Source organism: Thalassospira sp. ABL2_045, from assembly GCF_056161285.1.
Genome location: NZ_JBSWYV010000012.1, coordinates 104,442 through 128,970 on the forward strand (window position 1 = coordinate 104,442; position 24,529 = coordinate 128,970).

Consider the following 24,529-nt stretch of genomic DNA (forward strand, 5'->3'; position numbering starts at 1 on the left):
GTTATGATGTTAGCGCTAACATAATGTTAGCGCTAACATCACGTCAACACCCTATTTCAAAAGAAGGCACAAGGTGCTTGTCGATGCGGAAAAGACGTAATAAATGTAAGGGTATGAGGAAACGCAAAGGGGCCGGGCGGCCAACCATTTCTGACGTTGCCGAGAAGGCCGGGGTCAGCACCATTACCGTTTCACGTGCCTTGCGTGATCCCTCAAAGGTGTCCGATCACCTGCGCCGCAAGATCGATAACGCGGTGAAAAAGCTTAATTATGTGCCGCATTCCCATGCCAGTGCGCTGGCATCGACTCGCTCCAACATCATTGGCGTGATCGTGCCGTCGCTGACCAACAACGTGTTTGCCGATACGCTCCGCGCGATTTATGACGCCTTTGATCAGGGCGCCTATCAGGTGCAACTCGGTAACTCCCGCTATGTCGCGAAAGAGGAAGAGCGCCTTGTGCGCACCTTCCTCGGTCAGGGGCCGTCCGCCATGATCATTGCCGGTACCGATCAGACCGATGTCACGCGCGAGCTTCTTGAAAACGCGCCCTGCCCGGTGGTGCAGATCATGGAAATCGGTGATGACCCGATCAACATGATGGTCGGTTTTTCGCATTTCGAAGGCGGGCGTGCGGCGGGCATTCATCTGGTGCAAAAGGGCTATAAACGCATCGGTTTTTTGGGCGCGCGCATGGATCCGCGTTCGCACCGCCGTATGGAAGGCTTCAAGGAAGCCATGCGATCAGGGGGTCGATATGACCCTGACCTGATCATGACAACCACCACATCGTCCAGTGTCACACTTGGTGCTGAGCTGATCGGGCAATTACGCACACGTCGCCCGGATCTTGATGCCGTGTTCTGTAACAACGATGACCTGGCCCTTGGTGCGCTGTTTGGTTGTCAGAAAGCCGGCATTTCTGTGCCGGGTGACATGGGAATTATCGGCTTTAACGATCTTGAAATGATGGCAGCAAGCTATCCGTCTCTGACCTCAATCCGTACAGACCGCTATGCAATTGGTAAGCATGCGGTGGCGATGATCCAGGCTGCGCTTGATGGCGAAACGCCTGAACAGAAGATCATTGATGTGGGGTTTGAATTGCAGCAGCGCGAAAGCACATCGCGCAAGCGTTAGAGACTTATCCAGACTTGTTCTTAATCAGCGTCCGGCAACGGGAACCGTTCTGCCAGTTCAACCAGTTCGGCGCGCGGCCCGGCGATCTTGATGTGCGTGCCATCGGTATCAAACTGACGATCCAGAATGGTGATGCCATCCTGTGCACAGGCTTGCTCGAGCGTTCCGGCATCGGAAAATCCGGCAAACAGTTCCGCTTCGCCTTGCGGAATATAGTCTATTATTTCAGCAAACTCGCAGACGGCATTGGCTGCCCCGCTATAGGCGCGGACCAGCCCACCAGTACCCAGTTTTGTGCCACCAAAATAGCGCGTCACGATGACGGCCACATTTATCAGATCACGCCCCTGAAGAACCTTAAGACACGGAATACCTGACGTGCCTGATGGTTCGCCGTCATCCTTGCCATGCTCGATCAGCTGGTCTTCGTCATTCAGATAGCGATAGGCGTTCACATGATGGTTGGCCTTGGGATGAAGGGCGCGCAGCTCATCAATCCGCTTGGCGAGGTCGTCATGAAAAACGAGTTCGGCCAGAAAACGCGATTTCTTTTCTTCGGTTTCAGCAAAGGCAGGGCGGGCGATGGTTTTCATGATGGTTTGCTATCAGAAAGCAGTCAGGAGTGCCAGCGTCACAAGGTTCGGGCCTGCAATCAAAAAGGGCGGACAGTTTCCCGTCCGCCCCCGATATCGTCATTTGCGCGGCAGCTTAAAGCGGCACGTCAAGGCTGAGCCGGAACTCGGCATCGGTTGCGCTGTCGACCGACTGGCTAAAGCTGCTGGCCATCTGGCTGCCATCTGGCAGGAAACCAAACGTCACCGGCATATTGCCAACGACTTCAACGCTATGAGCCTGATAGCCAGAGACGCCGATACCGTCATAACCGTACTTGGCCGAGACCGAGCCACCATCTGTAAATACCATCATGGCACCGATTTCGGAACGTGCGCGCAGGGTTTCGGTGCTGACCGCCGTGCCATCATTGCGTTCGATATCTGGTGATTTAAAGTCCCAGATCCCCTTGAGCGAGAAACTCGGCGTGATGGAATAATCATCGGTGCGATACCACAGGCGCGAGATTTCCGGGCCAAAGCTCAGATTGCCGGTCGAGACTTCCTGTGCGCCAATCCGGTTTCCGTTCGAGGTCGTGAAGGCCTTTTGCTCTTCCTGGAAGAAATTGACACCCAGTTGCGGGAAGATGTCCCAATCCTGATATTTAAGCTCGCCGGTCAGGGTCGATTCAACCTGCCAACGTTCGCCCTGATAATCTTCCCAGCCGGCATTTTCCGGATTGATCCGGTGATCGGCCTGTCCCCAGGCCACACGGGCATCAAGGATCAGCTTTTCGGCAGGTTTGGTGACAATATAAGGGCCGATCATCCAGCCCTGACCCTTGCCTTTGCTGTCCTGACCGCTCAGCGTCTGTTCATACAGGTCATACTGAACCAAAAGGCCTAGAAGCGTGCTTTTGTCATAGCGATAATCCGCGCCCACCATGAACAGGCCAAAATTGCTTTCGCCTTCGGTGCCGCCGCGTTCATCGGTAATGCCTTCCCAGCGGCCCTTCATCCAGATGTTGAACGGGCTTTCAAAGCTACTTTCCTGGCTGGTTGGTTTGCTGGCCGGGTTAAGTTCATCAATGCCGAGCTTGGGGTCCCAGGCCATCACCTGATTAAGACTTGCGGCAAAGCTGCCCTTGCCTTCCGAAAGCTGCAATGCGACCGGCAGGGAGAAGTCCTTGCCACTGCCCGACAGGGCGGTCTGTACAGGTTCGATTGCGCCAAACAGGGTGCTGAAATTACTAGTGCCAAAGCCGCGTCCGGTCATCAAGCCCGAAAGATTGACGCTTTGCGACGTCATGTTGCGGATATGGGTTGAAACCACATCCTTGATGGCGGTTTTGGTTTCTTGCACGGTTGGGCCAGTGTCTTCTTCGACCGGGGGCAGGGTGTTTTCAAACATCAAGATGCTATAGCTGCCCAGCGTATTGTCGCTGGCGTCACGCACCGTGGCCGAGAAGTTGATGTTGCGTCCCGGAACGTTCGGAAGATTGAAATTGATCGATTGCCCGTTGTTGCTTGCGCCTGACAGGACAAAACCTTGCAAATCTGAAAGGCACTGTGACGACGCACTACAGGACGCAACCTCATTAATGCGGAAGGTGATCGAAGACTTCCCTGCGGGAGAGCTTGTCTCAAGCGTTGTGTGTCCTTGGCTGCCTGTACCTGCACCGCCTGCGACATCTTCTAGCGAATAGACACTGTCGGCAAATGTTGCGCCGCCGCTCACCGAAAAGGTGACGCTTCCGCCGTCCGGAACTGGTTGTGAACTATCGATGTTCCAGGAGACGCCCATCGTGTCACCGGCAATGTTCTCCTGGGTCTTGTTGTTGATGTTCTCATGGAAAATTGAGGAAACCAGCCAATGCACCGTGTAGGCCTGTGCATTCATCGGCAGCAGCATTGATCCCAGCGACAGCGCAGCAAATGACAGTGCGCCAACTATTCTACCTGAATAGCGCATATTTAATTCCCCATAGTTTGACCCCAAAGGCAATAAATGCTTTGTTATCAGGTTACTATGGGAGGTTTGTGTGGGTGTCAAATAGGTGAATTATGGTCATGTAATGTAAGGGGTGCTGGCTAAAAATTAGGGTTTTCTATTTTGAGTAGCGGGTTGTCAGAAAGATGAGGGATGCTCGCATTAAAGCACAATCCCATGTCCAGCAAAGGGGCTGGGCCAGACACTGGATGTGTTTGTGCGATTGCGGCGGCGTGACTTTTGTCAGTGCGAAATGAATTGTACTACTATTGCGATTAAGTTGCTGATCTATAAGTCAGAAACTGTCAGATTCTGTCAGAAATTGTCGCGTTTTGGTAATTGAATATTCGCGCCGTACATGTGCGCCTTTAGTTCGGGATGCTACGCCGTAAACAGTTTGCCGACCAGAATGACGCCAAAAACGATCAGCATGATCAGAACAACCTTGCGGAAGGTTTCCGCATCCATGCGATCGCGCACCCGCGTGCCCAGTTTGGTGCCAAGATAGACCGGCACCAGCCCGGCCAGCGAGATCCAGAGCGTATCAAGCGTGAACATCCCAAGCCGCGCCAGACCAAGTGCCATCACAATGCTTGAAAGGCTGAACGAGATATTGATGGCCGTCAGGAAGCGTTTGGGGTCAAGGCGCAAGGAAAGCAGGAAGGGCAGGACCGGCATGACCTGTGATCCGGTGATGCCGTTGATCAGGCCCGTGGCAAAGCCCGAAACGGGGGCGAGGACTTTGGCAAGCCTGTCAGACAGCGGCTTGCCATGACGAAACAGTGTGATCGCGCCGTAATTCATCAGGACCAGGCCAAGCGCTGCACCAGCGAGAATGCTGTCGACCAGTTCCAGCACGGCAAGCCCGATCAGGATGCCGGGAATGGTGGCAAGAAACATCGGCCAGAACCGGCTGACGGTTTCGCGAAAATGGCCGGCCTGGGCCATGATGATCGAATTGCTGACCAGTGACGGGATGATCACGAGCGGCATCCCTGCCTTAAGGCCCAATCCAAGTGCAAGGATCGGCAAGGCAGATGTCGAAAACCCAAGACCCGTTGCCCCTTTGACGAAGGCCGCGACGAAATAGGCGCAGGCAATGATGGCAATCGTTTCAAGGGTCATGGAGCGTCCATGTTAAGGTCGACGGAGGCGGCAGTGTGGGCCTAAAGTCTTGGGGGCGCAAGCACTTGACGTTATGCGCAGCTGGAAGTGGTCAGGAACCGCGATCTGCCGGAGGGGATATGAGCCGCACGAGCCAAAATCAAACGTTACCCCTGTCAGGGGGATGTCAGTGCGGGGCTGTCCGCTATGAACTGACCCAGCCGCCATCGCAGGTCTATATCTGCCATTGCCGGGAATGTCAGATGCAATCGGCATCCGCCTTTGGCATTTCAGCCATCACTGCGCCGAGCGATATCCGCATCATCACCGGGAAGCCCAAAACATGGTCGTGTGCGACGCGGGGTGGCGGAGCGATGCCGTGTCATTTTTGCCCGGACTGCGGTACGCGATTGTTCCATGGGGATTTGGCCGGGGGCGATCCTGTCAGTGTAAAAGGCGGATCGCTGGACGTGCCGCCGGATCTGAGCGGTGCGATGCACATTTGGGTCAAACGCAAGCTTGAGGGGGTGATGATCCCCAAGGATGCGGTTGTGTTTGCGGAAGAACCGGAATCCTGAAGTCATCCGTGACGTTGATATCCGGATTCGCATGCCATTGTCTGGCATGACCATATGGTGATTGAACCCCATACTTCCATAATGGTGTGGTTATGGGTGGAATTTTGCGCCGAATTTTGACGGTTTGGTAAAAAATTGCGGAAAAATCACCTGCGCATGTCGACAAGGGGTGGAAATGCGATGGCAAAACCCGTATCAAGTCTGGCCCGGTTAAATGACCGGTCAAGCGGGCGGGATTCCGCCAGATACCCGGATATGTGATATAATGGCGGCATGATGATGAACATGCCGGATTGAGAGGAAGCAAATGAGCAAGAGCTGGAGCATTGAAAGCTGGCGCAACCTGCCGATCAAGCAGGTGCCGACTTATCCTGATGCACAGGCCTTAAAGGCCGTAGAGCAAGAGCTCGGCAGCTATCCTCCTTTGGTGTTTGCTGGCGAGGCGCGTGCGCTCAAGGAAAAACTTGGTGAAGTCGCAGAAGGCAAGGCCTTCCTGCTGCAGGGCGGTGACTGCGCTGAAAGCTTCAAGGAATTTCATCCGAACAACATTCGCGACACCTTCAAGGTGATGCTGCAGATGGCGGTTGTCCTGACCTATGGCGCATCCTGCCCGGTGGTCAAGGTTGGCCGTATGGCCGGCCAGTTTGCCAAGCCGCGTTCATCTGATACCGAAACCATCAACGGTGTTGAACTGCCAAGCTATCGCGGTGATGTGGTCAACGGCATCGAGTTCACCGAAGAAGCCCGTATTCCCGACCCGCAGCGCCAGATCCGCGCCTATAACCAGTCGGCGGCGACCCTTAACCTGCTGCGTGCCTTCGCGCAGGGTGGTTTTGCCGATCTGACCAAGATCCATCGCTGGAACCTGTCCTTTGTGGATGGCAGCCCGGCGGCAGAACGCTATCGCAAGATGACCACGCAGATCGATGAGGCGGTCGCCTTCATGGAAGCGTGCGGCATTACCGCCGACAGCGCACCGCAGCTCCGCGAGACGGATTTCTATACCTCGCACGAGGCGCTGTTGCTGGGTTACGAGCAGGCGCTGACCCGTCAGGACAGCCTGACAGGCGAATGGTATGACTGTTCGTCGCACATGCTGTGGATTGGTGACCGTACCCGTCAGGCCGATCATGCCCATGTTGAATTCCTGCGTGGGGTGAAAAACCCGATCGGCATGAAATGCGGCCCGACTATGGATGAGGATGATCTGATCCGTCTGATCGATATCCTCAACCCGGAAAACGAGGCTGGTCGCCTGACCCTGATCGCACGTATGGGTGCCGACAAGGTGTTTGATAACCTGCCGCGTCTGGTCAAGCGCGTTAAGGACGAAGGCCGCAAGGTCGTCTGGTCCTGCGATCCGATGCATGGCAACACGATCAAGGCATCGACGGGCTATAAAACCCGTCCGTTCGACGCGATCCTGTCTGAGGTCAAAAACTTCTTTGACGTGCACAAGGCCGAAGGCACCCACGCCGGTGGCGTTCACTTCGAGATGACCGGAACCGATGTAACCGAGTGCATCGGTGGTGCACGCGAAGTCACCGAAGATGCGCTTTCGGATCGCTACCACACCCATTGCGACCCGCGCCTCAATGGCGGACAGGCGCTTGAGCTTGCCTTCCTGATGGCCGAAATGATCAAAAAGGAACGCGACAGCGTCCGCGCAGAGCAGATGGCTGCTTCTGCTTGATTTGATCCTTTGGGTTGATATTGTGACGGGCGCTCGCTTATCGAGCGCCCGTTTTTTAGTGCATTTTTTCAGGTGTTTGTTGCGGTGAAACTCCCAGCTTTTTCCCAGTTTCAGGGCGCCGAATTTAACGAGAGGAAGCTGTATCTCTCTGTAATTTTCGCGATCATTGTCTTCAAGATAGCTGTTTTGATGATCTGGGGGCCGGGAATTGCACCGGATACAGGGGGGTATACCCGCTTCGCTGCGCTGATCCTCGAGGGAACCGATTGGTTGAGGAATGCGGGTCTTGAGGACACTGCGATGCCGACCACTGTCTTCAGGATAGCCGGATATCCTATGTTCATTGCGCTGGCACAATTGATCTCTGCTGAGAACTGGCAGTGGATTGTTGTTGTTTCACAGTTTGCTCTTTCCGCGCTATCGCTCTTCAGTTTGTCTCGCTTGATCTCAGCTCTGGGAATGCGTCCGTTTCTCGGGGCGTTCTTTTTGATGGCAACAGGTTTGTCGTTTTCGCTGTTGCTGGACAACATGATCCTGACAGACAGCTTTGCAACCAGCCTTTTTATGATTGTGCTAAGTGAGAATGCGATAGCTACTTTGCGTGGTCGTCCCCTGAGGTTCGCCCAAGCGTTACTCTTCGGCGTGCTGATCACACTTGCCTTCTTGATGCGCGAAGGGGTTGCAATCCTCTCAATCCTGTTTGTTGTTCCGTTTTTGGTTCGCGCTCTTGTCGCCGAAAATCAGAGGTTGCGCTCGTTTGCTGCGGCAGCGGTGTTCTTCGTTCCAATTGTTTTAATGACACAGGCATATGCGTCTTGGAATGAAAGTCGGACTGGTCACCGCTTCGTTACGTCGGGCGGTCAAACGGTTTATCTGCAGGGACTGGTCGATGCGGCGGAAAAGGATCAACGTATATTCTCTGGACAAGAACCTATAGAAGTGACAGCGCGAGAACACGTAAAGGATTACGCGTTTTCCGAAGTTATCGCCATACAGGCAAGTTTGTTCAAACAAGGATTTGTCGCGCCTGAATTGGCTAATATGTCAAAGCAGAAGTACTTTGAGAGTTGGATTGAGTATCCTGGTTCCATGCTGCGGATGACGGTGGGGCATATACGTGAAAACTATGCGACGCTCACTTTTCGTCCGTTCGGTGCAGTAAGACAGACCGGACTCTGGGTAAATGGCGAAAAGCCATGGTCCGACTATCGTGAACTTCGAAAGGATGTGTTCAACGATGCTGGTTCTATGGTTTTGTTCGTCGGTGAAATGGTCGAACGTGTAATTGCGATTATCATTACCATCGCTTTCGTCATCGTGCCGATTGTCTGGGTTGTACGCCTGTGTCGGCGTAAGGTTGGCGGACATAGAAAGATTGACGGGCATAGAGAGGTATTAGTTTGCTCTGCTCTATGGGCTTTCTACTTCGGGGTTCTGATTGCCCACGCCATGGTGCATTTGGAAACACGCTATTTAGCGGCAGTTATCCCGTTTTCAACTTTAATTGGATGTTTTTGTCTTCAGCGGATATTTGAGCGCATAAAAATTCGTCGCCTCAACTGGTGATCTCATCAACAGGATTATGTATCCATTTTTGTCCTGCAATAAATTGCAGCGGGGAAGCAATTGCAATAACAAATAGAGGGGCCCAGACTTCAGGGATGCTGATGCTCAACGCTAACCACATAAGCCCGGCGAAAATCGCCGAATAACCAGCGTAGATTGTCAGGGACTTTCCTGCATTTTTCAGCGATAGCTTCGCGCTGAAAACAAATGGCGCCATCATTACTGTCTGAATGGCAAACGCGACTGCTAGTGCGCACCAGTATGACGTCATTGCCGACCAATACTGTAAAAGGAACAGATAGGTGGAATAACTGGCGCAAGTTGTTAATGCGCCAAGTCCAACAAATTTGACAATCCGCACGGTCAATTAAGGCTCTCTCTTTTTTGCGAGAGCGAAAATGGACACGCCAAAAGGCGGCTTTACCACCTTTGCGAGTTTGAGGTCGACGGCAAAAACCTTTTTTAGAATCCAATTAACCATAGGGGAATTGAGCTGGTTCTCGCTTTCTAGTTTTGGTTGGCATATTCGAATGAGTTGGCGAGCGGCCCAAATCGGAGCGAAAAGCAAAAAATTAAAGTAATGAGTCTTTTCGATTTCAAGGTCGGACGCAGAGATAAGCGTTGACAATTGGTGAATCCTGTAGCGTCGCTGATGATGGGAAACATCATCCTGTAGTCCCCAAAGAGCCATAAAGGCTGGTACAGTTATCAGGGCGTGTCCACCATTTTTCAGTACGCGTGAAATTTCCGAAATTGCCTTTTTATCGTCGTCAATATGCTCAATGATGTCTGTAGCAAGTACTAGGTCGAAAAGTTCATCGGGAAAAGGTAAGTGTTTGATGTCTCCTTTGATAACTTCTCCCAACCCCTTTTCACGGCAATAACGGATTGCATCGTGGCTAAAATCGAGCCCCAAATAATCACTGTAGCCTAATTCACGCAACATTCTCAGGTTTGTGCCTGTGCTGGTTCCGGTATCAAGAATTCGACTGTTTGCCGAAAGGTTTATTTTAGAAATCTCTTCGGAAAAGAGTTTCCTTCTTCCCACAAACCACCAGTGGGTTTCCTCAACAACGGCTTCTGCTTCGTAAGTGGAAGATTCCATTATTTCAATGCCTGGCTGATTGATTGTAGGGGGCTCTGTTGTAGAGATAACCATATCCACAGGAAAAATCGGTTATCTCGTTTTCCTATGCTGTGCGAAGCCCACTGTTGGTTTGCATAGGTTTTCTCAGTTCCAGGAAGAGCTCTGGGTGATTGAACCTCGGGCATCTTGCGCATCCAGTCTGCTAAAGGAATACCAAAGCCTTTCTTTTTGCGCTGTAGAGTTTGTTTAGGAAGCAACGGTTCAAGCGCTTTTTTGAGCAGATACTTTCTTTGACCATTACGCATTTTGAAGTGCGACGGCAGTTTGGCGCAGAAATCGACGATGTCATTGTCAAGGAAGATTGCGCGCGTTTCCAGTGAGCACATCATGGATGCTCGATCAACTTTGGTCAGGATATTATTCTGCAGGTAAAGGTTGGTGAAGAATGTGAGTAACCGATCTGTTCTGTTCGCAGCAGGGTTGCTATCCCAGATTTCCATGGCCTCAGAGTAAAGGTCTTCAAGAGATAGCGGCTCCTCAAAAAATTCCTTCATCTGATCCGGGAAAAGCGGAGCCATCCAGACAGGAGCCCATACCGATTCCGGATAAGATAATCCGGCAAGCGTACGGCGCAGCTTGAAGTCTAGGCTCATGTTGCGACTAGATTTCGGCAGCGCATTTGCAAGTCCGGTAAACAATTTGTGTGCGAGGTTGGGTACGTATTTTTGGTAAGTTTGTGCTGGCTTGAGTGCAAGAAAAGGGTCATATCCAGCAAAAAGTTCATCCGCCCCGTCGCCAGAAAGTGCAACAGTTACATGTTCCCTTGTGAATTTGCTCAGTAGATAAGTCGGCAGCACAGAAGCATCACCGATTGGCTCGTCCAGTTGCCCAAGAACTTTCGGGATTAAGTCCCGCGCGTTGGTAAGGTTGAGTGTTTTGAGATGATGTTCGGAGCCAGCATGATTGGCCACTAACTGCGCATAAATAGATTCATCATAGGACGCTTCTTCGAAGCCAATTGTAAAGGAAGATACTTTCTTGCCTTTGGCTTGCTCACTTGCCGCACATAGAATTGCGCTTGAATCAATACCACCACTCAGGAAAACCCCCAGAGGCACGTCACTAACAAGTCGGCGGGATACGGATTGTGAAATCAGTTCCTGCAGCTGTTCGGCAAGCTTGTCATCGTTTGTAGAAGTCAGTGTCTCATCTGGAGTAAGCAGGAATTCCCAATACTTGTTGGATCTGGTTTCAAGTGTATTCAGGTCGACGATCATCTCGTGGCCTGCAGGCAGTTTGAAAACGCCTTCAAGCAATGAGTTGGGAGCCGGGATATAGCCGTAGGCAAACAGTTTCTGCAAGCCTGTGTTGGATATATTGCTCCGAATGCCGGTATGCTTTTCAAGCGAGTGCAGTTCGCTTGAAAAAGCAAACAAATCCTTTTGGGCAGTGTAAAAGAGGGGTTTTTCACCCAAACGGTCGCGCGCGAGGTATAGGCTACCCTTAACATTGTCTATGATTGCAAAGGCAAACATGCCGTTGAGGCGCTGGGCCAAATCTGTACCCCAATAACGGTAGCCATGAATGAGGGCTTCCGTATCGGAGTGTGAAGTCCTAAAGACAGCGCCGGCAGCTTCAAGCTCTGATCTTAATTCGGGGAAGTTGTATATTTCTCCGTTAAAGACGATCCCGGTTTCATTTGAAGCGTCCCACATCGGTTGGGCGCCGCCTTCGATGTCTCTTACAGACAGGCGCCGGTGTCCCAAGTAAATGTGATTATCATCATCGAGATGAAAGCCTTCTCCGTCTGGCCCTCGATGCGCCAGCGCATCAGTCATTGCATGAATGTCTGTGCGATTACCCCGACCCACAAAGCCAGCGATACCGCACATGGTTATTCTTTCTCCATGTTGACCGTCTCACGGACGAGGTAAGGGCTGCGGCCTTGAGATTCAAAGTAAGTCCGGACAATCATCTCGGCCAGTAGGCCAAGCAAAATGCACATCACTCCAACCAGAAATGTCATTGTCACGACGAGCGGGAGTGGGGTTTGAATCATCGAGGTGTCGTCAAAGAATTTCAGCCAGAGCATCCAGATTGTACTCAAGAATGAAGCGCAAAATGAGCCCAAGCCAATCCCGCCGAAGACATAGATCGGCTTGACCATATGTCTGTCAAGAAACTTCACGACCATAAGGTCCAGAAGAACTTTCGCTATTCGCTCCAAACCATACTTCGATTGACCAAATTGACGTGCATGGTGCTGAACCGGTATCTCGCAAACTTTTGCACCCATCCAGCTTGCATAGATCGGGATAAACCGATGCATCTCGCCATAGAGCCGTATACCTTTTACGACATCCTTTTTATATGCTTTGAGCGTGCAGCCATAGTCATGGAGATGAACGCCGGAAATCTTTGAAATCAGTCTGTTTGCCAAACGGCTGACGAAATTGCGCCGTATGGCAGCGTCTTGGCGGTCTTTACGCCAGCCAGAAACCACGTCAAACCCTTCTTCAAGTTTATCAAGTAACCGTGGGATATCTGCCGGATCGTTCTGCAGGTCTGCATCTATAGGTATAATTACTTCACCAGACGCATGGTCGATGCCTGCCATCGTTGCTGCTGTTTGACCATAGTTGCGACGGAAGTTTACAATTTTTATTTCCGATTGGTTAGATGCTGCATCGAGCAGCAATGACATCGAGTTGTCGGAGCTGCCGTCATTAACAAAAATGACCTCGAAAGGTTTTCCTATCTCTGCGAGAACAGAAAGCAGGCGCTCACAAAGCGGTTTTATACTCTCTTCTTCGTTGTAGATTGGGACGATGACTGACAGTTCGGGGAATTTATCAGTTTGAGAATTAGTTTGCGCCACCAGAGTACCCCGTTATCTTCCGCCGAATTGAGTTAAAGGTATTCGTTATCACGATAATGATGAAATCGTCTAGCTATAGCAACGCAACTGCCTCGCGATTTCTAGCGTAGTGAGCTCCAACTGTGATAGCCAGCGGTTGGAGAGATAAGTGGTGTTGATTGGGCAAAATAAAGCATAATGCTTACAGATGATTTGCAGAGGACTTTATTGTCTGCGGATTTTAACAGCATTCTATATTCCTATCTCGCAAAGGGCGTTTGTGCATTGGACAGCAAGACTTTTTGGGGAGCCGGTTACAAGGGACATGCAATCTACGTCACAATCTTTGCAATCTTGGTCCTGAAGGTCGCTATTTTATTGTACTGGGGGCCAGGGATGGCACCCGACAGTTGGGGATACCTGCAATTCGCCAATAGAATTCTGCAAGATCAAAGTTGGTTATTTGATGCAGAGCTTGAAAACAGCGCAATGCCAGTTAGCGCTTTCAGGATGTTTGGCTACCCGCTGTTGATTGCTGGCGCGAAGCTAGTGTCTTTGGAGTTTTGGCAATGGATTGTTGTGATCGTACAGCTGTCCGTCTCAGTAAGCTCGTTAATTTATGTTTCGCGGCTGTCTCGACAGTTGGGAATAAATCCTATTTTGGGAGCTTTCTGTCTTTTAGCGACGTCGACATCCTTTTCACTGACATTGGATCAGATGATCCTTACCGACAGCATTGTTGCAAGTATTGTCATAATTATTCTCTGCGAGATATCAGTAGGTGGCTTGCGGAAAAATCCATTCACGCTTTCGGAAGGCCTGTTTTTAGGGGCGCTTCTTGCGGTAGCATTTTTATTTAGAGAGGGGGTCTTTATACTTTCTGTTCTTTTTGCCGTTCCGATGATCGTTCGGGTATATCTTGCGGAGAGTGGAAAATCGACTTCATGCTGTGCAGTGCTCGTGTTTTTTGTTCCTTTGTTGTTCGCGTCGCAGTTCGTTCTTCACTGGAATGAAGCAAGATCTGGACTGCGATTTCTAACAACGGGTGGTCAAACAGTTTATCTTCAAGGCCTGATGGATGCTGCGGCGCATGATGTCCGAATATTTTCTGGCGAGCGACCTTTGGAGCTGATCGCTCAAGAACAATTCGAACAGTTTGTTTTTTCAGAAGTCCTGACAATTCAGGGAGAAATGTTCGAAGAAGGTTACACAGCACCGGAAATTGCGACGATCGCCAAAGACAAGTACTTTGAAAGTTGGATTGATTACCCCCTCACGATGCTGAGCACAACAATCCGCCATTTTCGAGGCAGGTTCCCGTCACTTAACTTCAGACCGATAGCGTCGCTTCGAGAGACAGGGCTATGGGTTACACATGAATATCCTTGGTCCAGTTATGGGGACTTGAGGGCCCAAGCATTCACTGAAATCGACGCATTTGTTCTTTTTGCCGTTGAGAGTCTTGAGCGTGTTATCGGTATTACAATTTGGGTCTTCTTTGTTTTTGCGCCTTGTGTCTGGTTGGCCAGGTTAGTCCTCGGCAAAAAGCAGTCAAAAGAAAAAGCTCTAACTTGTACTGCATTGTGGACAGTGTACATGGGACTTATGGCGGCTCATTTGCTGGTGCATATTGAGTCACGATATTTTGCACCTGTTATTCCCTTCTCGATCCTCATCGGACTTCTAGGGATACAGAAACTGCTTTCCCGGTATTTCCCAAAGAAAATTAGCGCCCACGCGTAGCTTTGTGTGAGGTTGCAAACCTTCTCAGTACGATCTCTCTAAGCAAGTTCAGTCCACATACAAGCGTATTTTGTTACACAATCAGTATGAATTCTTGAAAAAACATCTACCAATGACCATCAAATATTCTTAAGTATGGGTTATTGCAGGGTGTTCCTGACAAATCGAATAAGGGCGAGGGGTCTCAACGGGTATGATGGACGACGCTGAATTCAGCGCATGGCAAAAGAAGGTAGAGGGAACCAATATTTCCTCGACCACGCTTTTGGCGACCGATTATCTGAACCATTTCAACGAGATCGTCATGTTGCTCGAAATGGTGCCCGACATGCCCGATATGATCGAGGACTGCAAGGAATGGGCGCCGAAAAGCTATCAGGAGCATTTCCGCGATAGTGCCTTTTCCGACAAGGAACTGGCGATCGAGGCCTATGAGCACGTACCGCCCAAATTCCGCCGCCCGTTCGAAGAAACCATCGAACATCTGAATACGATCGTCGGCCACGCCGTTTCGCAGCTTGAAACCATTATCGAGACTGGTGACGAGGATCTTTTGCGGGTAACAGCCAGTGCGGTGACCACTTCGCTTCAGAAATTCATGGATGTCGCCAGCGGCATTATCCACGGTTCGGCCAAAACCATGAGCCAGGATGAGATTGACGCAGCACTTGCGCTTTAAGGGCTGCGTCTGACGCACTTTTTACCGGAAATTCGCCCGCAAAGGGCTGCATTGCCCATTCGGCAATTGACAGCGCGCGGGGGCAATCTTATTCCAACATCATGACAAACACGCTTGCCATTGCGATTGCCCAGCTCAACCCGATTGTCGGTGATGTCACCGGCAACCGGGACAAGGTTGTGGCTGCCTGGGAAACTGCGGCCGACAAGGGCGCAGAGATCGTTCTGTATTCCGAACTGGTTCTGTCGGGCTACCCGCCCGAGGATCTGGTGATGAAGCCGGCCTTCATGCGCCATCTGCACGATGCGGTTCAGTTTATCTGTGAACATACGGCAAAGCGCGAGGGTGGTCCGGCGCTGCTGCTGACCACGCCGTGGGAAGTTGATGGCACGCGCCATAACGCGGTTTTGCTGATTGATCAGGGCAAGATCATTGATGTGCGCGTCAAGAATGACCTGCCGAACTATGGCGTGTTTGATGAAAAGCGCGTCTTTGCTGCGGGCCCGATGCCAACCCCTATTTCGTTCAAGGGGGTGAAGCTTGGGGTTCCGATCTGTGAGGATGTCTGGACGCCGCATGTGGTTGCCCATCTAGCCGATGCCGGAACGGAAATCTTCCTGGTGCCGAATGGCTCACCGTTTGAAGCCGATAAAAGTGGCCTGCGCCGCAAGCTGATCGAGGATCGCGTGCGTGAAAGCCACGTGCCGATGATCTATTGCAATGAGGTCGGCGGTCAGGATGAACTGGTGTTTGACGGTGGATCGTTCGGACTGAACGGCGATGGATCGCTTGCGGTGGCGCTTCCGGCCTTTGCCGAGGATGTGGTGGTGACCACCTGGCAGCAGGGCGAAAATGGCAAGTTGCGCTGTGCGGATGATGCGCCGAAGGTTACCTATCCCACCGGACTTGATGCGATTTATCAGGCGCTGGTTCTGGGCCTGCGCGATTATGTCAACAAGAACGGGTTCCCCGGTGTCGTGATTGGCATGTCGGGCGGGATCGATAGTGCGTTGTCGGCCGCCGTTGCCGTCGATGCGTTGGGGGCGGATCGTGTGCGTCTGGTGATGATGCCATCGCCTTATACCTCGGCCGAGAGCCTTGAGGATGCCGAGCTTTGCGCAGGGATGCTCAAGACCGGGATTGAAAGCATCAATATCGGTCCGGCCATGGCCGCGTTCGACGAAATGCTGGCCCCGGCCTTCGAGGGCCGGGATGCTGATATTACCGAAGAAAACATTCAGGCCCGTTCACGCGGGATTATCCTGATGGCGCTTTCAAACAAGTTTGGCCACATGGTGCTGACGACGGGCAACAAGTCCGAAATGTCGGTCGGCTATGCCACGCTTTATGGTGACATGTGTGGTGGCTATTCGGTTCTGAAAGACCTTTATAAAACGACCGTGTTCAATCTGTGCCATTGGCGCAACGAACACAATCCGGCCGGGGCGATGGGCCCGGATGGTATGGTGATCCCCGAGCGGATCATTACCAAGCCGCCATCAGCCGAACTCCGCCCGGATCAGAAAGACGAAGATAGTCTGCCGCCTTATGATGTTCTCGATGATATCCTTCATCAGATGATTGAGGGTGAGCGGTCTGTCCGTGATATCGTGGATAGCGGTCATGATGAAGCAACGGTGCGCCGGGTCTGGCGATTGCTGGATCGGGCGGAATATAAACGCCGTCAGGCCCCGCCAGGCGTCAAGATTACCCCGCGCGCCTTTGGCCGTGACCGTCGCTATCCGATTACCAATGGTTTCACGAACCTTGTTACGTGATTGAAAAGTTTGAAATGACAAAACCTGTTCTGCGATTTGCCCCCAGCCCGACCGGGCTTCTTCACGTCGGTAACGCCCGTGTGGCGCTGATGAACTGGCTTTATGCCCGGAAATCAGGCGGGAAATTCATCCTGCGCTTTGACGATACCGACCCGGCGCGGTCCAAGGACGAATATGTCGATGCGATCCGGGAAGATCTGACATGGCTTGGCATCGACTGGGATCAGGAAGAACGTCAAAGCCTGCGTTTGGACAAATACGACGCAGCGATTGATGACCTTAAAAAGCGTGAATTGCTGTATCCGTGCTACGAGACTGAAGGCGAGCTGAACTGGAAGCGCAAGGCCGCCCGTCAGCGCCATCAGCCGTTCATTTATGACCGCAAGGCATTGACCCTTTCGGATGAAGACATCGCAGCCCTTGAAGCCGAAGGCCGCAAACCGCATTGGCGTTTCCTTCTAACCGATGGCTTGGTGGAATGGGATGATCTGACCCGTGGTGTCTGCTCGTTCGATACCGAACATGTGTCCGACCCGGTTCTGATCCGTGAAGACGGATCGCTGCTTTATATGCTGGGATCAGTCGTCGATGACCTTGAGATGGGCGTTACCCACATCATCCGCGGCGAAGACCATGTGACCAATACCGTGTCGCAAATCCTGCTGTATCTCGCCCTTGGCGGGAAGCCGGGCGCGCTGGAATTTGCCCATATGCCGCTTCTGGCAGGGCCGGGCGGATCGCAGCTTTCCAAACGTCTGGGCAGTCTTTCGTTGCGTGAACTCCGCAATGACGGCTTTGAGGTCGAGGCGCTTGTCGGTCTTCTGACCGGCCTTGGCGCATCGGACAAGATCGAGCCGGCAAACCTGACCGAGGTTCTTGAGAAATTCGATCTGGATCATTATGGCCGCTCGACGCCGAAATTTGATCCGGCTGAACTCGCAAGCCTCAATGAAAAAGTCATTCACGACATGTCGTTTGAGACGGCCAAGCCGAAGCTTGAAGCTGCTGGCATGACGGATGCCGACGAAATGTTCTGGAATGCGGTGCGTGGTAATTGCTGGCGCGTGGCAGAGGCCCTGGAATGGTGGGATGTGATCCACAAAAACGTCATTCCGGAAATCGATGCCGAGGACGAAGCGTTCCTCAAACAGGCTGCTGACATGTTGCCGGAGGGGGAGCTTGATGGCACCAACTGGAACTCCTGGACCACGGCCCTTAAGGAAGAAACCGGGCGCAAGGGCAAGCAGCTTTTCATGCCGCTGCGCAAGGCGCTGACCGCGCGTGAACATGGTCCGGAAATGTCGACGATGCTGGTTCTGATCGGGTCTGAAAAGGCGCGGTATCGGTTGTGTGGGAAGGCGGTCTAAGCATCTGCTTTGATCGCCGGAAAATGTACGCATTTGACCCGATAACACAGCCAAACGGACGTTTGAAATGACCAAGACCCTTCGTATTTTTGACACGCTGACCCGCGAAAAGCAGGTGTTTGAGCCGATTGATCCCGATCACGTGCGCATCTATGTCTGCGGCCCGACGGTTTATGACTATGCCCATGTCGGTAACGCGCGCCCCGTGGTGGTGTTTGATACGCTGGTGCGCGTTTTGCGCCATATCTATCCCAAGGTGACCTACGTTCGGAACGTCACCGACGTTGATGACAAGATCAACGCACGTGCCAAGGAAAGTGGTGAGCCGATTTCGGAAATCACCAAGCGCACCCATCAGGCCTATCTCGAAGATATGGGCGCGCTCAATGCTGCCAAGCCCGATATCGAACCGCGCGCGACCGAACATATCGCCGAAATGATCGCCATGTGCGAAAGCCTGATCGAACAGGGCTTTGCCTATGCCGCCGAGGGGCATGTGCTGTTCTCGGTCGAGGCGTTCGATGACTATGGCAAGCTGTCGCGCCGTGATCGCAAGGAAATGATCGCCGGTGCCCGTGTGGAAGTCGCCCCTTACAAAAAGGACCCGGCTGATTTCGTTCTGTGGAAACCGTCCAGCGATGACATCCCGGGATGGGATAGCCCGTGGGGCCGGGGCCGCCCGGGCTGGCATATTGAATGCTCTGCCATGTCGACCCGTTATCTGGGCGAGAACTTTGACATTCATGGCGGTGGTTCGGATCTGGTGTTCCCGCACCATGAAAACGAACTGGCACAAAGCTGCTGTGCGAACAAGGGTTCAAGCTATGCCAAATACTGGATGCATAACGGCCATCTGATGGTCGAAGGCGAAAAGATGTCCAAGTCGTTGGGCAATTTCGTCACCGTGCATGAGCTTTTGGAAAAATGGCCGGGTGAAGCGATCCGTCTGGCGATGATGGGCACTCATTACCATCAGCCGATCAACTGGACGGAAGACAACCTGCGTCAGGCCAAAGAGGCGCTTGATCGGTTCTATACCGCCCTGCGTCAGAGTGCGGATGTCACCCCCGAAGCCATGCCGGTGCCTGCTGCGGTGCTGGATGCGCTTTGCGATGATTTGAACACGCCGCTTGCGATTTCGGAGTTCCATAACCTTGTCACCAAATTCAACAAGGCGGAAAAGAAATTTGAACGCGCGGAAGCCAAGGGTGAAATCTTTGCCGCGGCCAAGCTGCTTGGCATTCTTGAAGGGGATCCGGAAGCCTGGTTTACCGGTTCGGCCGATGAAGACGAGGCCGCTGAAATTGAAGGCCTGATTGCCGAGCGCGCGGAGGCCAAGAGGAACAAGGATTTCGCAACGGCCGATAAAATCCGCGATGATCTTCTGGCGCGCGGCATCATCCTTGAAGACTTCAAGGATGGGACAAGCTGGAAGCGGGTTTGATCAGTAGTTTGTGTAATGCTTTATCAGGTTTTAATCGAGGTATGGGGGCGTGAAGAAGAACAAAGTTCGACCGTTATGGGTTGAGAAGATCCGGTTGTTGCGTAAGCGGTCTTGGCAAAAATGCTATAGCCAGCACGGAGAAGACGCCTACCTGCAGGCACTGATTGGCGACCGTAAGACAGGAACCTACGTTGATGTTGGCGGGTTTCATCCGCGGAAGTACTCAAACACCAGACTCCTTCATGAGCAGGGATGGTCAGGTGTTAATATCGACATGTTTGAGTCAAAGATTGCGCTATTCAAGTTTGATCGGCCAAATGACATCAATGTTTGTTGTGCGGTGTCAGATAAAGCCGGTGAAATGATGGCTTACGAGTTTCCGGGAATGGGCGCTCTCGATACCACTGACCCAGAGATTGCGGATGAGTGGGCCGAAAAGTTTGGGCGTGATTATCGAAAAAGACCAGTCCCGACCCGAACCTTGAATGATGTTCTTTCTGACAACGCTATCGAAAAGATTGACTATCTCAACATTGATGTTGAGGGCGCTGAGATACCGGTACTCAAAGGATTTGATATCTCCCGATTTAAACCCGATTTCATCTCGATCGAAATTCACGGGCCGATGGCAGATGTGCCGAATACTGAAGCTTCCAAGCTGTTGGTGTCTGAGGGTATGGAAATGATAGCGTGCTTGCCACCAACGTACTTCTTTAAGCGAACGGGTTCCTAAGACTTAGTCGAGATTTTCAAAAGGACTGCAGGCACACTGCTTGCGGTCCTTTTGTGCTCCGGATTGGCGTATTTGACGTAGCAGTACCAAAAGTTGCAGACGGGCAGATTTTTGCCCAAATCTTGATGGATCATGCTGTCTGATTGGTCCGAAGCAACGAAAAGGTGCTGTAAGCCATGTCCGAATTTGACCGCCGCGGGTTTTTGACGGCGTCCGCGTCACTGGCTGCTACCAGCCTGATGGCATCCGCTGTGCCTACCTGGGCACAAGGTGTCAAAGACGCAGCTGCGCCCGAAGTCCTGCAAAAGCAGATCCCGTCAACCGGGGAGACCATCCCCGCCGTCGGGCTAGGGAGCTGGATTACGTTCAATGTCGGTAACGACATTGAACTGCGTAATCAGTGTGCGGATGTGATGTCGGCCTTTTTCAAGGCTGGCGGGCGCATGATTGACAGTTCACCGATGTATGGATCGGCCCAGGATGTGATTGGCTTTGGCCTTGATGCACTCGGCGCGCACGACAAGGTTTTTTCGACCGACAAGGTCTGGACATCCGGTGATGGTGCCGGGCAGATCGCGGAAACCTCAGATCGCTGGAAGGTCGCGCAGTTTGATCTTTTGCAGGTTCATAACCTGCTGGGTATCAATGATAACTTGCCGCTTCTGTTTCGCATGAAGGATGAAGGGCAGTTGCGCTATGTCGGTGTCACGACGTCGCACGGGCGGCGCACCGATGATCTGATGGCCGTGATGAAGAACGAGCGGCTTGATTTCGTGCAGGTGACCTATAACCCGGTTGATCGCAAGGTTGAGGAATATCTCCTGCCGCTGGCCTATGACCGTGGCATTGCCGTGATCGTCAACCGGCCGTTTCGCGGAGGCAGCCTGACCGAACGCCTCAACGGGGAGCCTTTGCCGGAATTTGCCCGCGAACTTGAAGCAAAAAGCTGGGCGCAGCTGATCTTGAAATATCTGATCGCCCATCCGGCGGTGACGTGCCCGATCCCGGCCACGACCAAGCCGGCCCATGCGGCAGAAAACATGGCGGCGGCCACCGGGCCGCTACCCGATGATAAAATGCGCGAACAGATCGCTGCTGTAATCGGTGTTCTGGTTTGAGCCGCATAAGCAAAGGGCAGATGGCATGAGTGAATGGTGGGATTACGGACTGGCGGATTTGTTGCTGTTTTCGCCGCGGGTTTATTACCGGCTGTTTGAAATCATGAACAGCACCTGGGCGCTGGTGGTTGCCAGTGCCTTGATTGCGGGGCTTGTTGCATCCGTCCTTGCCCTGCGGCACGGCTTTCGCGGCAACCGGGTTATCCTTGTGTTGTTGGCTTTGGTATGGGCTTGGTCCGGCTATGGCTTCCTTTGGCAATATTATCAGCCGATCAACTGGGCCATTCCCTATTTGTTGCCGGGTTTTGCGCTTCAGGTCGTTTTGTTTGCCATCTTTGCCGCACGCCCATTGCCGCTTCGTTTTGGTTGGCGGGGCGATTTTTCAAGTTATGTCGGTTTGGTCCTGGTGGCCTTCGCGCTCATTGCCTATCCGTTTATCGGATTGATTGAGGGGCGTGATCTTGCGCAGGCGGAGCTGTTTGGCAGTGCCGCCGATCCGACAGCACTTGGTACCTTGGGCTTTATTTTGTTGTCACGCGGGACATGGCGGTGGGCGTTGTTGCCGGTTCCATTGGCGTGGTGTGTGATATCGGCTGGAACGCTTTGGGTTATGGACCAGCAGGTTGCGACTGTGATGTTGGGTGCTGTCTGGATTACGGTCTTCTGTGGCTGGCTTGATCTTAAAAACGGTGTGACCAGCAAGCGTTTGACAGAGGCCGAAATCAAAGACCCGGCGACGTAAGGCAAAAAAATTCTCTCACGTTCAAAAAAATGTGGAAACCGAAGCTGATCAGTGGTTTCGTACATTTGCTGAAACAAGTCGTTTGTCTGAAATCCCATGCATCAGACCAATGCGCGGTAAGCAAAGACAAAACGGTTGTTCGGTAATCCCCAAGCGTGAAAGGGCGATCCATGATCCAGGTTTTAACCAGTGTCTGGGCACTTCTTATTGGTATTGTCCTGATCATGCTGGGCAACGGCATGCATTTCACCCTGATCGGTGTGCGTGGCGGGATTGAAGGCTTTTCCTCGACCGAGCTTGCAATTGTGACATCGGGCTATTTTGCCGGTTTCCTTGCTGGTGCGCGCCTGACACCACGCATGATCAAGCGTGTTGGCCATGTCCGCGTCTTTGCCGCGTTGGGCAGTTTTACGTCTGCCGGTCTGATTGCCCTGCCGCTGATTGCGGAGCCTTGGGCGTGGACGTTGCTGCGCGTGCTTCTGGGCTTCTGCATGTCGGGCATTTATGTCACGGCGGAAAGTTGGCTGAATGATTCCTCGACCAACGAAACGCGTGGCAAGGTTTTGTCGGCTTACATGATTGCCCAGACGCTGGGTATTATTGGTGCACAGGGGCTTTTGACGCTTGGCGATGCGGCAAATTCGGCGCTGTTTATCGTGGCATCCATTCTGGTGTCGATTTCCTTTGCGCCGATCCTGCTTTCGGCAAGCTCTGTCCCGATGACCGAGGCGGCCCGTCCGATGGGGCTTAAGGAGCTTTTTTCGGGATCACCGCTCAGTACCGTGGGCATCTTCCTTTTGGGCTGCGGCTATGCCATCCAAACCGGTATGGCGGCTGTTTTCGGAACCCAGATTGACATGACGACCGGTCAAATCGCGACATTTGTTGCGATGCTGTTTGCCGGTGCCCTGATCTTTCAATATCCGATTGGCTGGCTTTCGGACCGTATGGATCGCCGCAAGCTGATCTTTGGCGCCTCGATGGTGGCGATGGGGGCCTGTATTCTCGGCTGGGTATCTGGAAACCATCTTGTATTCATGATGTGCGCGGCCTTTGTGGCTGGCGGCATGACCACACCGCTTTATGCGCTGTTTCTGGCCTATACCAACGACTTCCTGCCGCTCGAAGATATGCCGGCCGCGTCAGGCGGTTTGGTGCTGACCTTTGGGGTTGGGGCGATTTTGGGTCCGCTTCTGGCTGGTTGGTCGATGGAGCATCTTGGCGCGCAATCCTTCTGGCTGACAATGGCTATGACATTTGCAGTCATTTCGGTTTATGCGCTTTATCGCATGACCTGCCGCGAAGCCGTGCCGGTCGAAGATACCGAAAGTTACGTCAGCGTCCTTCCGACGGCATCACCCATGGCGGTTGAAACCGCCGGGGTCTGGGCCGCCGAACAGGCAGAAGCCGAGGCAGAGGCCGTCGCAGAAGAAGCCGCCGCCGAGGAGGCAGAGGCCAAGGCGGAAGCTGAAACTGAAGCTGAAGCAAAGCCTGAAAATGACACCCCGAAGAGTGACACGCCCAAGTCTTAGGTTTGGACGGTCGCCTTAGCGGTTCATCAGCAATCGGATTCCGACAGCAGCAAAGAATACGCCGAGCAATCCATTGATCCAGCTTGCCGCCCGACGATAAATCGAAATCGCGGGCGCGGTGGAAAAGGCCGTCGCGTAAAGCAGGTGTGTGCTGGTTGAAATCAGACCACAGCCAATCACGATTGCCGCCCCGACCCAAAGTGGGGCGCCTTCCTGAAAACCGATGGAAATGATGGCGATCCAGGTCAGGATGGCTTTGGGGTTGGTCAGGTGCAGGCCCAAGCCACGGAAGTAATATCCCCGACCAGAGATTTGCGCAGCGTCAAGGGTATCGGCGGATGCATGCGCGCTTGGGTTTTTGCGAAAGGCCGTGCGAAACGCACGATAGGACATCCATAGCAAATAAAGCCCGCCAAAAATCCGGATGGCGGTCATGGCATCGGCGTATGTCGCCAAAACGGCTGACAATCCGGTCAGGGTCAGAAGGCCGATCGAAAAAGACCCGGTTCCGATACCCAAGGCAAAATGCTGTCCGGCACGGCGGCCCTGATCAAGCGAAACACCCATCAAACCCAACAGGGCGGGGCCGGGGCTAATCAGGCCGACAAGCAAGGCGGCATAGGACAGCAATATTCCAGGCAGATATTGCCCGATTTCGGCAAAACTGATCATGGGGCGTTTCCTTTGGTGGTGGCAAAGTCAGCCTAGATCAGTGGTTGAATTCTGTCGAGCGTAACGAAAAAGCAGCGGTGTTAAGTGTCAAGGACCGCTGCATGATATATGCGCATCCTTGCGTTTGCCCTTACAATGATTTTGCGCATGACGGCG

The 24,529-nt window shown here is 52.7% G+C and carries 21 protein-coding genes; 13 read left to right on the forward strand and 8 right to left on the reverse strand.

The window, feature by feature from the left end; translation table 11 throughout:
• The first annotated feature begins 113 nt into the window (after positions 1 to 113).
• Positions 114 to 1,139, forward strand: coding sequence for an HTH-type transcriptional regulator GntR (gntR, locus tag ACXAIA_RS16430; protein ID WP_475350275.1), 1,026 nt, complete (start codon positions 114 to 116; stop codon positions 1,137 to 1,139).
• 20 nt (positions 1,140 to 1,159) lie between these two features.
• Here gntR and ACXAIA_RS16435 read toward each other — a convergent pair whose 3' ends face one another.
• From ACXAIA_RS16435 to ACXAIA_RS16445, 3 genes are all read right to left on the reverse strand, one after another.
• Positions 1,160 to 1,732, reverse strand: coding sequence for an IMPACT family protein (locus ACXAIA_RS16435; protein WP_475350276.1), 573 nt, complete (start codon positions 1,730 to 1,732; stop codon positions 1,160 to 1,162).
• A gap of 115 nt (positions 1,733 to 1,847) precedes the next feature.
• Positions 1,848 to 3,662 (reverse strand): autotransporter outer membrane beta-barrel domain-containing protein, encoded by a 1,815-nt coding sequence (locus ACXAIA_RS16440; RefSeq protein WP_475350277.1) that lies wholly within the window; start codon positions 3,660 to 3,662, stop codon positions 1,848 to 1,850.
• Between the two features lie 399 nt (positions 3,663 to 4,061).
• The gene (locus tag ACXAIA_RS16445; protein WP_475350278.1) at positions 4,062 to 4,805 is read right to left on the reverse strand and encodes a sulfite exporter TauE/SafE family protein; all 744 of its coding nucleotides are present in this window, start codon (positions 4,803 to 4,805) and stop codon (positions 4,062 to 4,064) included.
• Positions 4,806 to 4,924: 119 nt separating this feature from the next.
• Here ACXAIA_RS16445 and ACXAIA_RS16450 point away from each other — a divergent pair, with 119 nt between their 5' ends.
• The 3 genes from ACXAIA_RS16450 (at position 4,925) to ACXAIA_RS16460 (ending at position 8,621) form a co-directional block, all read left to right on the forward strand.
• Positions 4,925 to 5,362 carry a GFA family protein gene (locus ACXAIA_RS16450; RefSeq protein ID WP_475350279.1) on the forward strand — a complete coding sequence of 146 codons (438 nt, stop codon included), beginning with the start codon at positions 4,925 to 4,927 and terminating at the stop codon, positions 5,360 to 5,362.
• A 307-nt stretch (positions 5,363 to 5,669) separates the two neighbouring features.
• Positions 5,670 to 7,055, forward strand: coding sequence for a class II 3-deoxy-7-phosphoheptulonate synthase (locus tag ACXAIA_RS16455; RefSeq protein ID WP_475350280.1), 1,386 nt, complete (start codon positions 5,670 to 5,672; stop codon positions 7,053 to 7,055).
• An 84-nt stretch (positions 7,056 to 7,139) separates the two neighbouring features.
• Positions 7,140 to 8,621 (forward strand): hypothetical protein, encoded by a 1,482-nt coding sequence (locus ACXAIA_RS16460; protein ID WP_475350281.1) that lies wholly within the window; start codon positions 7,140 to 7,142, stop codon positions 8,619 to 8,621.
• Here the strand turns inward: ACXAIA_RS16460 and ACXAIA_RS16465 are convergent.
• From ACXAIA_RS16465 to ACXAIA_RS16480, 4 genes are read right to left on the reverse strand one after another with little or no spacing between them, the layout of a single operon-like run.
• Complete coding sequence (locus ACXAIA_RS16465) at positions 8,611 to 8,982, reverse strand: GtrA family protein (protein ID WP_475350297.1); 372 nt, start codon at positions 8,980 to 8,982, stop codon at positions 8,611 to 8,613. The two genes, ACXAIA_RS16460 and ACXAIA_RS16465, sit on opposite strands and share 11 nt — an antisense overlap.
• A 6-nt stretch (positions 8,983 to 8,988) precedes the next feature.
• On the reverse strand, positions 8,989 to 9,726 hold the full coding sequence (locus tag ACXAIA_RS16470; RefSeq protein WP_475350282.1) for a class I SAM-dependent methyltransferase: 738 nt from the start codon (positions 9,724 to 9,726) through the stop codon (positions 8,989 to 8,991).
• Positions 9,726 to 11,600 carry an asparagine synthase (glutamine-hydrolyzing) gene (gene asnB / locus ACXAIA_RS16475; RefSeq protein WP_475350283.1) on the reverse strand — a complete coding sequence of 625 codons (1,875 nt, stop codon included), beginning with the start codon at positions 11,598 to 11,600 and terminating at the stop codon, positions 9,726 to 9,728. Before asnB ends, ACXAIA_RS16470 begins: the two co-directional genes overlap by 1 nt.
• Before the next feature lie 2 nt (positions 11,601 to 11,602).
• Positions 11,603 to 12,586, reverse strand: coding sequence for a glycosyltransferase family 2 protein (locus ACXAIA_RS16480; RefSeq protein ID WP_475350284.1), 984 nt, complete (start codon positions 12,584 to 12,586; stop codon positions 11,603 to 11,605).
• A 177-nt stretch (positions 12,587 to 12,763) separates the two neighbouring features.
• On the opposite strand from ACXAIA_RS16480, the gene ACXAIA_RS16485 reads away from it, so the two are divergent.
• The 9 genes from ACXAIA_RS16485 (at position 12,764) to ACXAIA_RS16525 (ending at position 23,701) form a co-directional block, all read left to right on the forward strand.
• Positions 12,764 to 14,308, forward strand: coding sequence for a hypothetical protein (locus ACXAIA_RS16485; RefSeq protein ID WP_475350285.1), 1,545 nt, complete (start codon positions 12,764 to 12,766; stop codon positions 14,306 to 14,308).
• A 193-nt stretch (positions 14,309 to 14,501) separates the two neighbouring features.
• Positions 14,502 to 14,987: a hypothetical protein gene (locus ACXAIA_RS16490; protein ID WP_475344911.1), complete on the forward strand. Its 486-nt coding sequence runs from the start codon at positions 14,502 to 14,504 to the stop codon at positions 14,985 to 14,987.
• A gap of 101 nt (positions 14,988 to 15,088) precedes the next feature.
• Positions 15,089 to 16,765: an NAD+ synthase gene (locus ACXAIA_RS16495; protein WP_475350286.1), complete on the forward strand. Its 1,677-nt coding sequence runs from the start codon at positions 15,089 to 15,091 to the stop codon at positions 16,763 to 16,765.
• A gap of 14 nt (positions 16,766 to 16,779) precedes the next feature.
• Positions 16,780 to 18,132: a glutamate--tRNA ligase gene (gene gltX, locus ACXAIA_RS16500; RefSeq protein ID WP_475350287.1), complete on the forward strand. Its 1,353-nt coding sequence runs from the start codon at positions 16,780 to 16,782 to the stop codon at positions 18,130 to 18,132.
• Between the two features lie 67 nt (positions 18,133 to 18,199).
• Positions 18,200 to 19,576, forward strand: a complete 1,377-nt coding sequence (gene cysS, locus ACXAIA_RS16505; RefSeq protein ID WP_475350288.1) for a cysteine--tRNA ligase — start codon at positions 18,200 to 18,202, stop codon at positions 19,574 to 19,576.
• 49 nt (positions 19,577 to 19,625) lie between these two features.
• Entirely contained in the window at positions 19,626 to 20,309 is a 684-nt protein-coding gene (locus tag ACXAIA_RS16510; protein WP_475350289.1) for an FkbM family methyltransferase, read from the forward strand.
• A gap of 176 nt (positions 20,310 to 20,485) precedes the next feature.
• On the forward strand, positions 20,486 to 21,427 hold the full coding sequence (locus tag ACXAIA_RS16515) for an aldo/keto reductase (protein ID WP_475350290.1): 942 nt from the start codon (positions 20,486 to 20,488) through the stop codon (positions 21,425 to 21,427).
• A gap of 25 nt (positions 21,428 to 21,452) precedes the next feature.
• Entirely contained in the window at positions 21,453 to 22,169 is a 717-nt protein-coding gene (locus tag ACXAIA_RS16520) for a hypothetical protein (RefSeq protein WP_475350291.1), read from the forward strand.
• Between the two features lie 170 nt (positions 22,170 to 22,339).
• A complete protein-coding gene (locus tag ACXAIA_RS16525; protein WP_475350292.1) occupies positions 22,340 to 23,701 on the forward strand; it encodes an MFS transporter in 1,362 nt (453 codons plus the stop codon).
• A gap of 15 nt (positions 23,702 to 23,716) precedes the next feature.
• Here ACXAIA_RS16525 and ACXAIA_RS16530 read toward each other — a convergent pair whose 3' ends face one another.
• A complete protein-coding gene (locus ACXAIA_RS16530) occupies positions 23,717 to 24,373 on the reverse strand; it encodes a LysE family translocator (protein WP_475350293.1) in 657 nt (218 codons plus the stop codon).
• Positions 24,374 to 24,529 lie beyond the last annotated feature (156 nt).

Excerpts from the sequence above, each read along its gene's own strand:
- gntR (WP_475350275.1), top strand. The coding sequence starts at position 114 with ATGAGGAAACGCAAAGGGGCCGGGCGGCCAACCATTTCTGACGTTGCC.
- ACXAIA_RS16435 (WP_475350276.1), bottom strand. The coding sequence starts at position 1,732 with ATGAAAACCATCGCCCGCCCTGCCTTTGCTGAAACCGAAGAAAAGAAA.
- ACXAIA_RS16440 (WP_475350277.1), bottom strand. The coding sequence starts at position 3,662 with ATGCGCTATTCAGGTAGAATAGTTGGCGCACTGTCATTTGCTGCGCTG.
- ACXAIA_RS16445 (WP_475350278.1), bottom strand. The coding sequence starts at position 4,805 with ATGACCCTTGAAACGATTGCCATCATTGCCTGCGCCTATTTCGTCGCG.
- ACXAIA_RS16450 (WP_475350279.1), top strand. The coding sequence starts at position 4,925 with ATGAGCCGCACGAGCCAAAATCAAACGTTACCCCTGTCAGGGGGATGT.
- ACXAIA_RS16455 (WP_475350280.1), top strand. The coding sequence starts at position 5,670 with ATGAGCAAGAGCTGGAGCATTGAAAGCTGGCGCAACCTGCCGATCAAG.
- ACXAIA_RS16470 (WP_475350282.1), bottom strand. The coding sequence starts at position 9,726 with ATGGAATCTTCCACTTACGAAGCAGAAGCCGTTGTTGAGGAAACCCAC.
- asnB (WP_475350283.1), bottom strand. The coding sequence starts at position 11,600 with ATGTGCGGTATCGCTGGCTTTGTGGGTCGGGGTAATCGCACAGACATT.
- ACXAIA_RS16485 (WP_475350285.1), top strand. The coding sequence starts at position 12,764 with ATGCTTACAGATGATTTGCAGAGGACTTTATTGTCTGCGGATTTTAAC.
- ACXAIA_RS16490 (WP_475344911.1), top strand. The coding sequence starts at position 14,502 with ATGATGGACGACGCTGAATTCAGCGCATGGCAAAAGAAGGTAGAGGGA.
- ACXAIA_RS16495 (WP_475350286.1), top strand. The coding sequence starts at position 15,089 with ATGACAAACACGCTTGCCATTGCGATTGCCCAGCTCAACCCGATTGTC.
- gltX (WP_475350287.1), top strand. The coding sequence starts at position 16,780 with ATGACAAAACCTGTTCTGCGATTTGCCCCCAGCCCGACCGGGCTTCTT.
- cysS (WP_475350288.1), top strand. The coding sequence starts at position 18,200 with ATGACCAAGACCCTTCGTATTTTTGACACGCTGACCCGCGAAAAGCAG.
- ACXAIA_RS16515 (WP_475350290.1), top strand. The coding sequence starts at position 20,486 with ATGTCCGAATTTGACCGCCGCGGGTTTTTGACGGCGTCCGCGTCACTG.
- ACXAIA_RS16520 (WP_475350291.1), top strand. The coding sequence starts at position 21,453 with ATGAGTGAATGGTGGGATTACGGACTGGCGGATTTGTTGCTGTTTTCG.
- ACXAIA_RS16525 (WP_475350292.1), top strand. The coding sequence starts at position 22,340 with ATGATCCAGGTTTTAACCAGTGTCTGGGCACTTCTTATTGGTATTGTC.
- ACXAIA_RS16530 (WP_475350293.1), bottom strand. The coding sequence starts at position 24,373 with ATGATCAGTTTTGCCGAAATCGGGCAATATCTGCCTGGAATATTGCTG.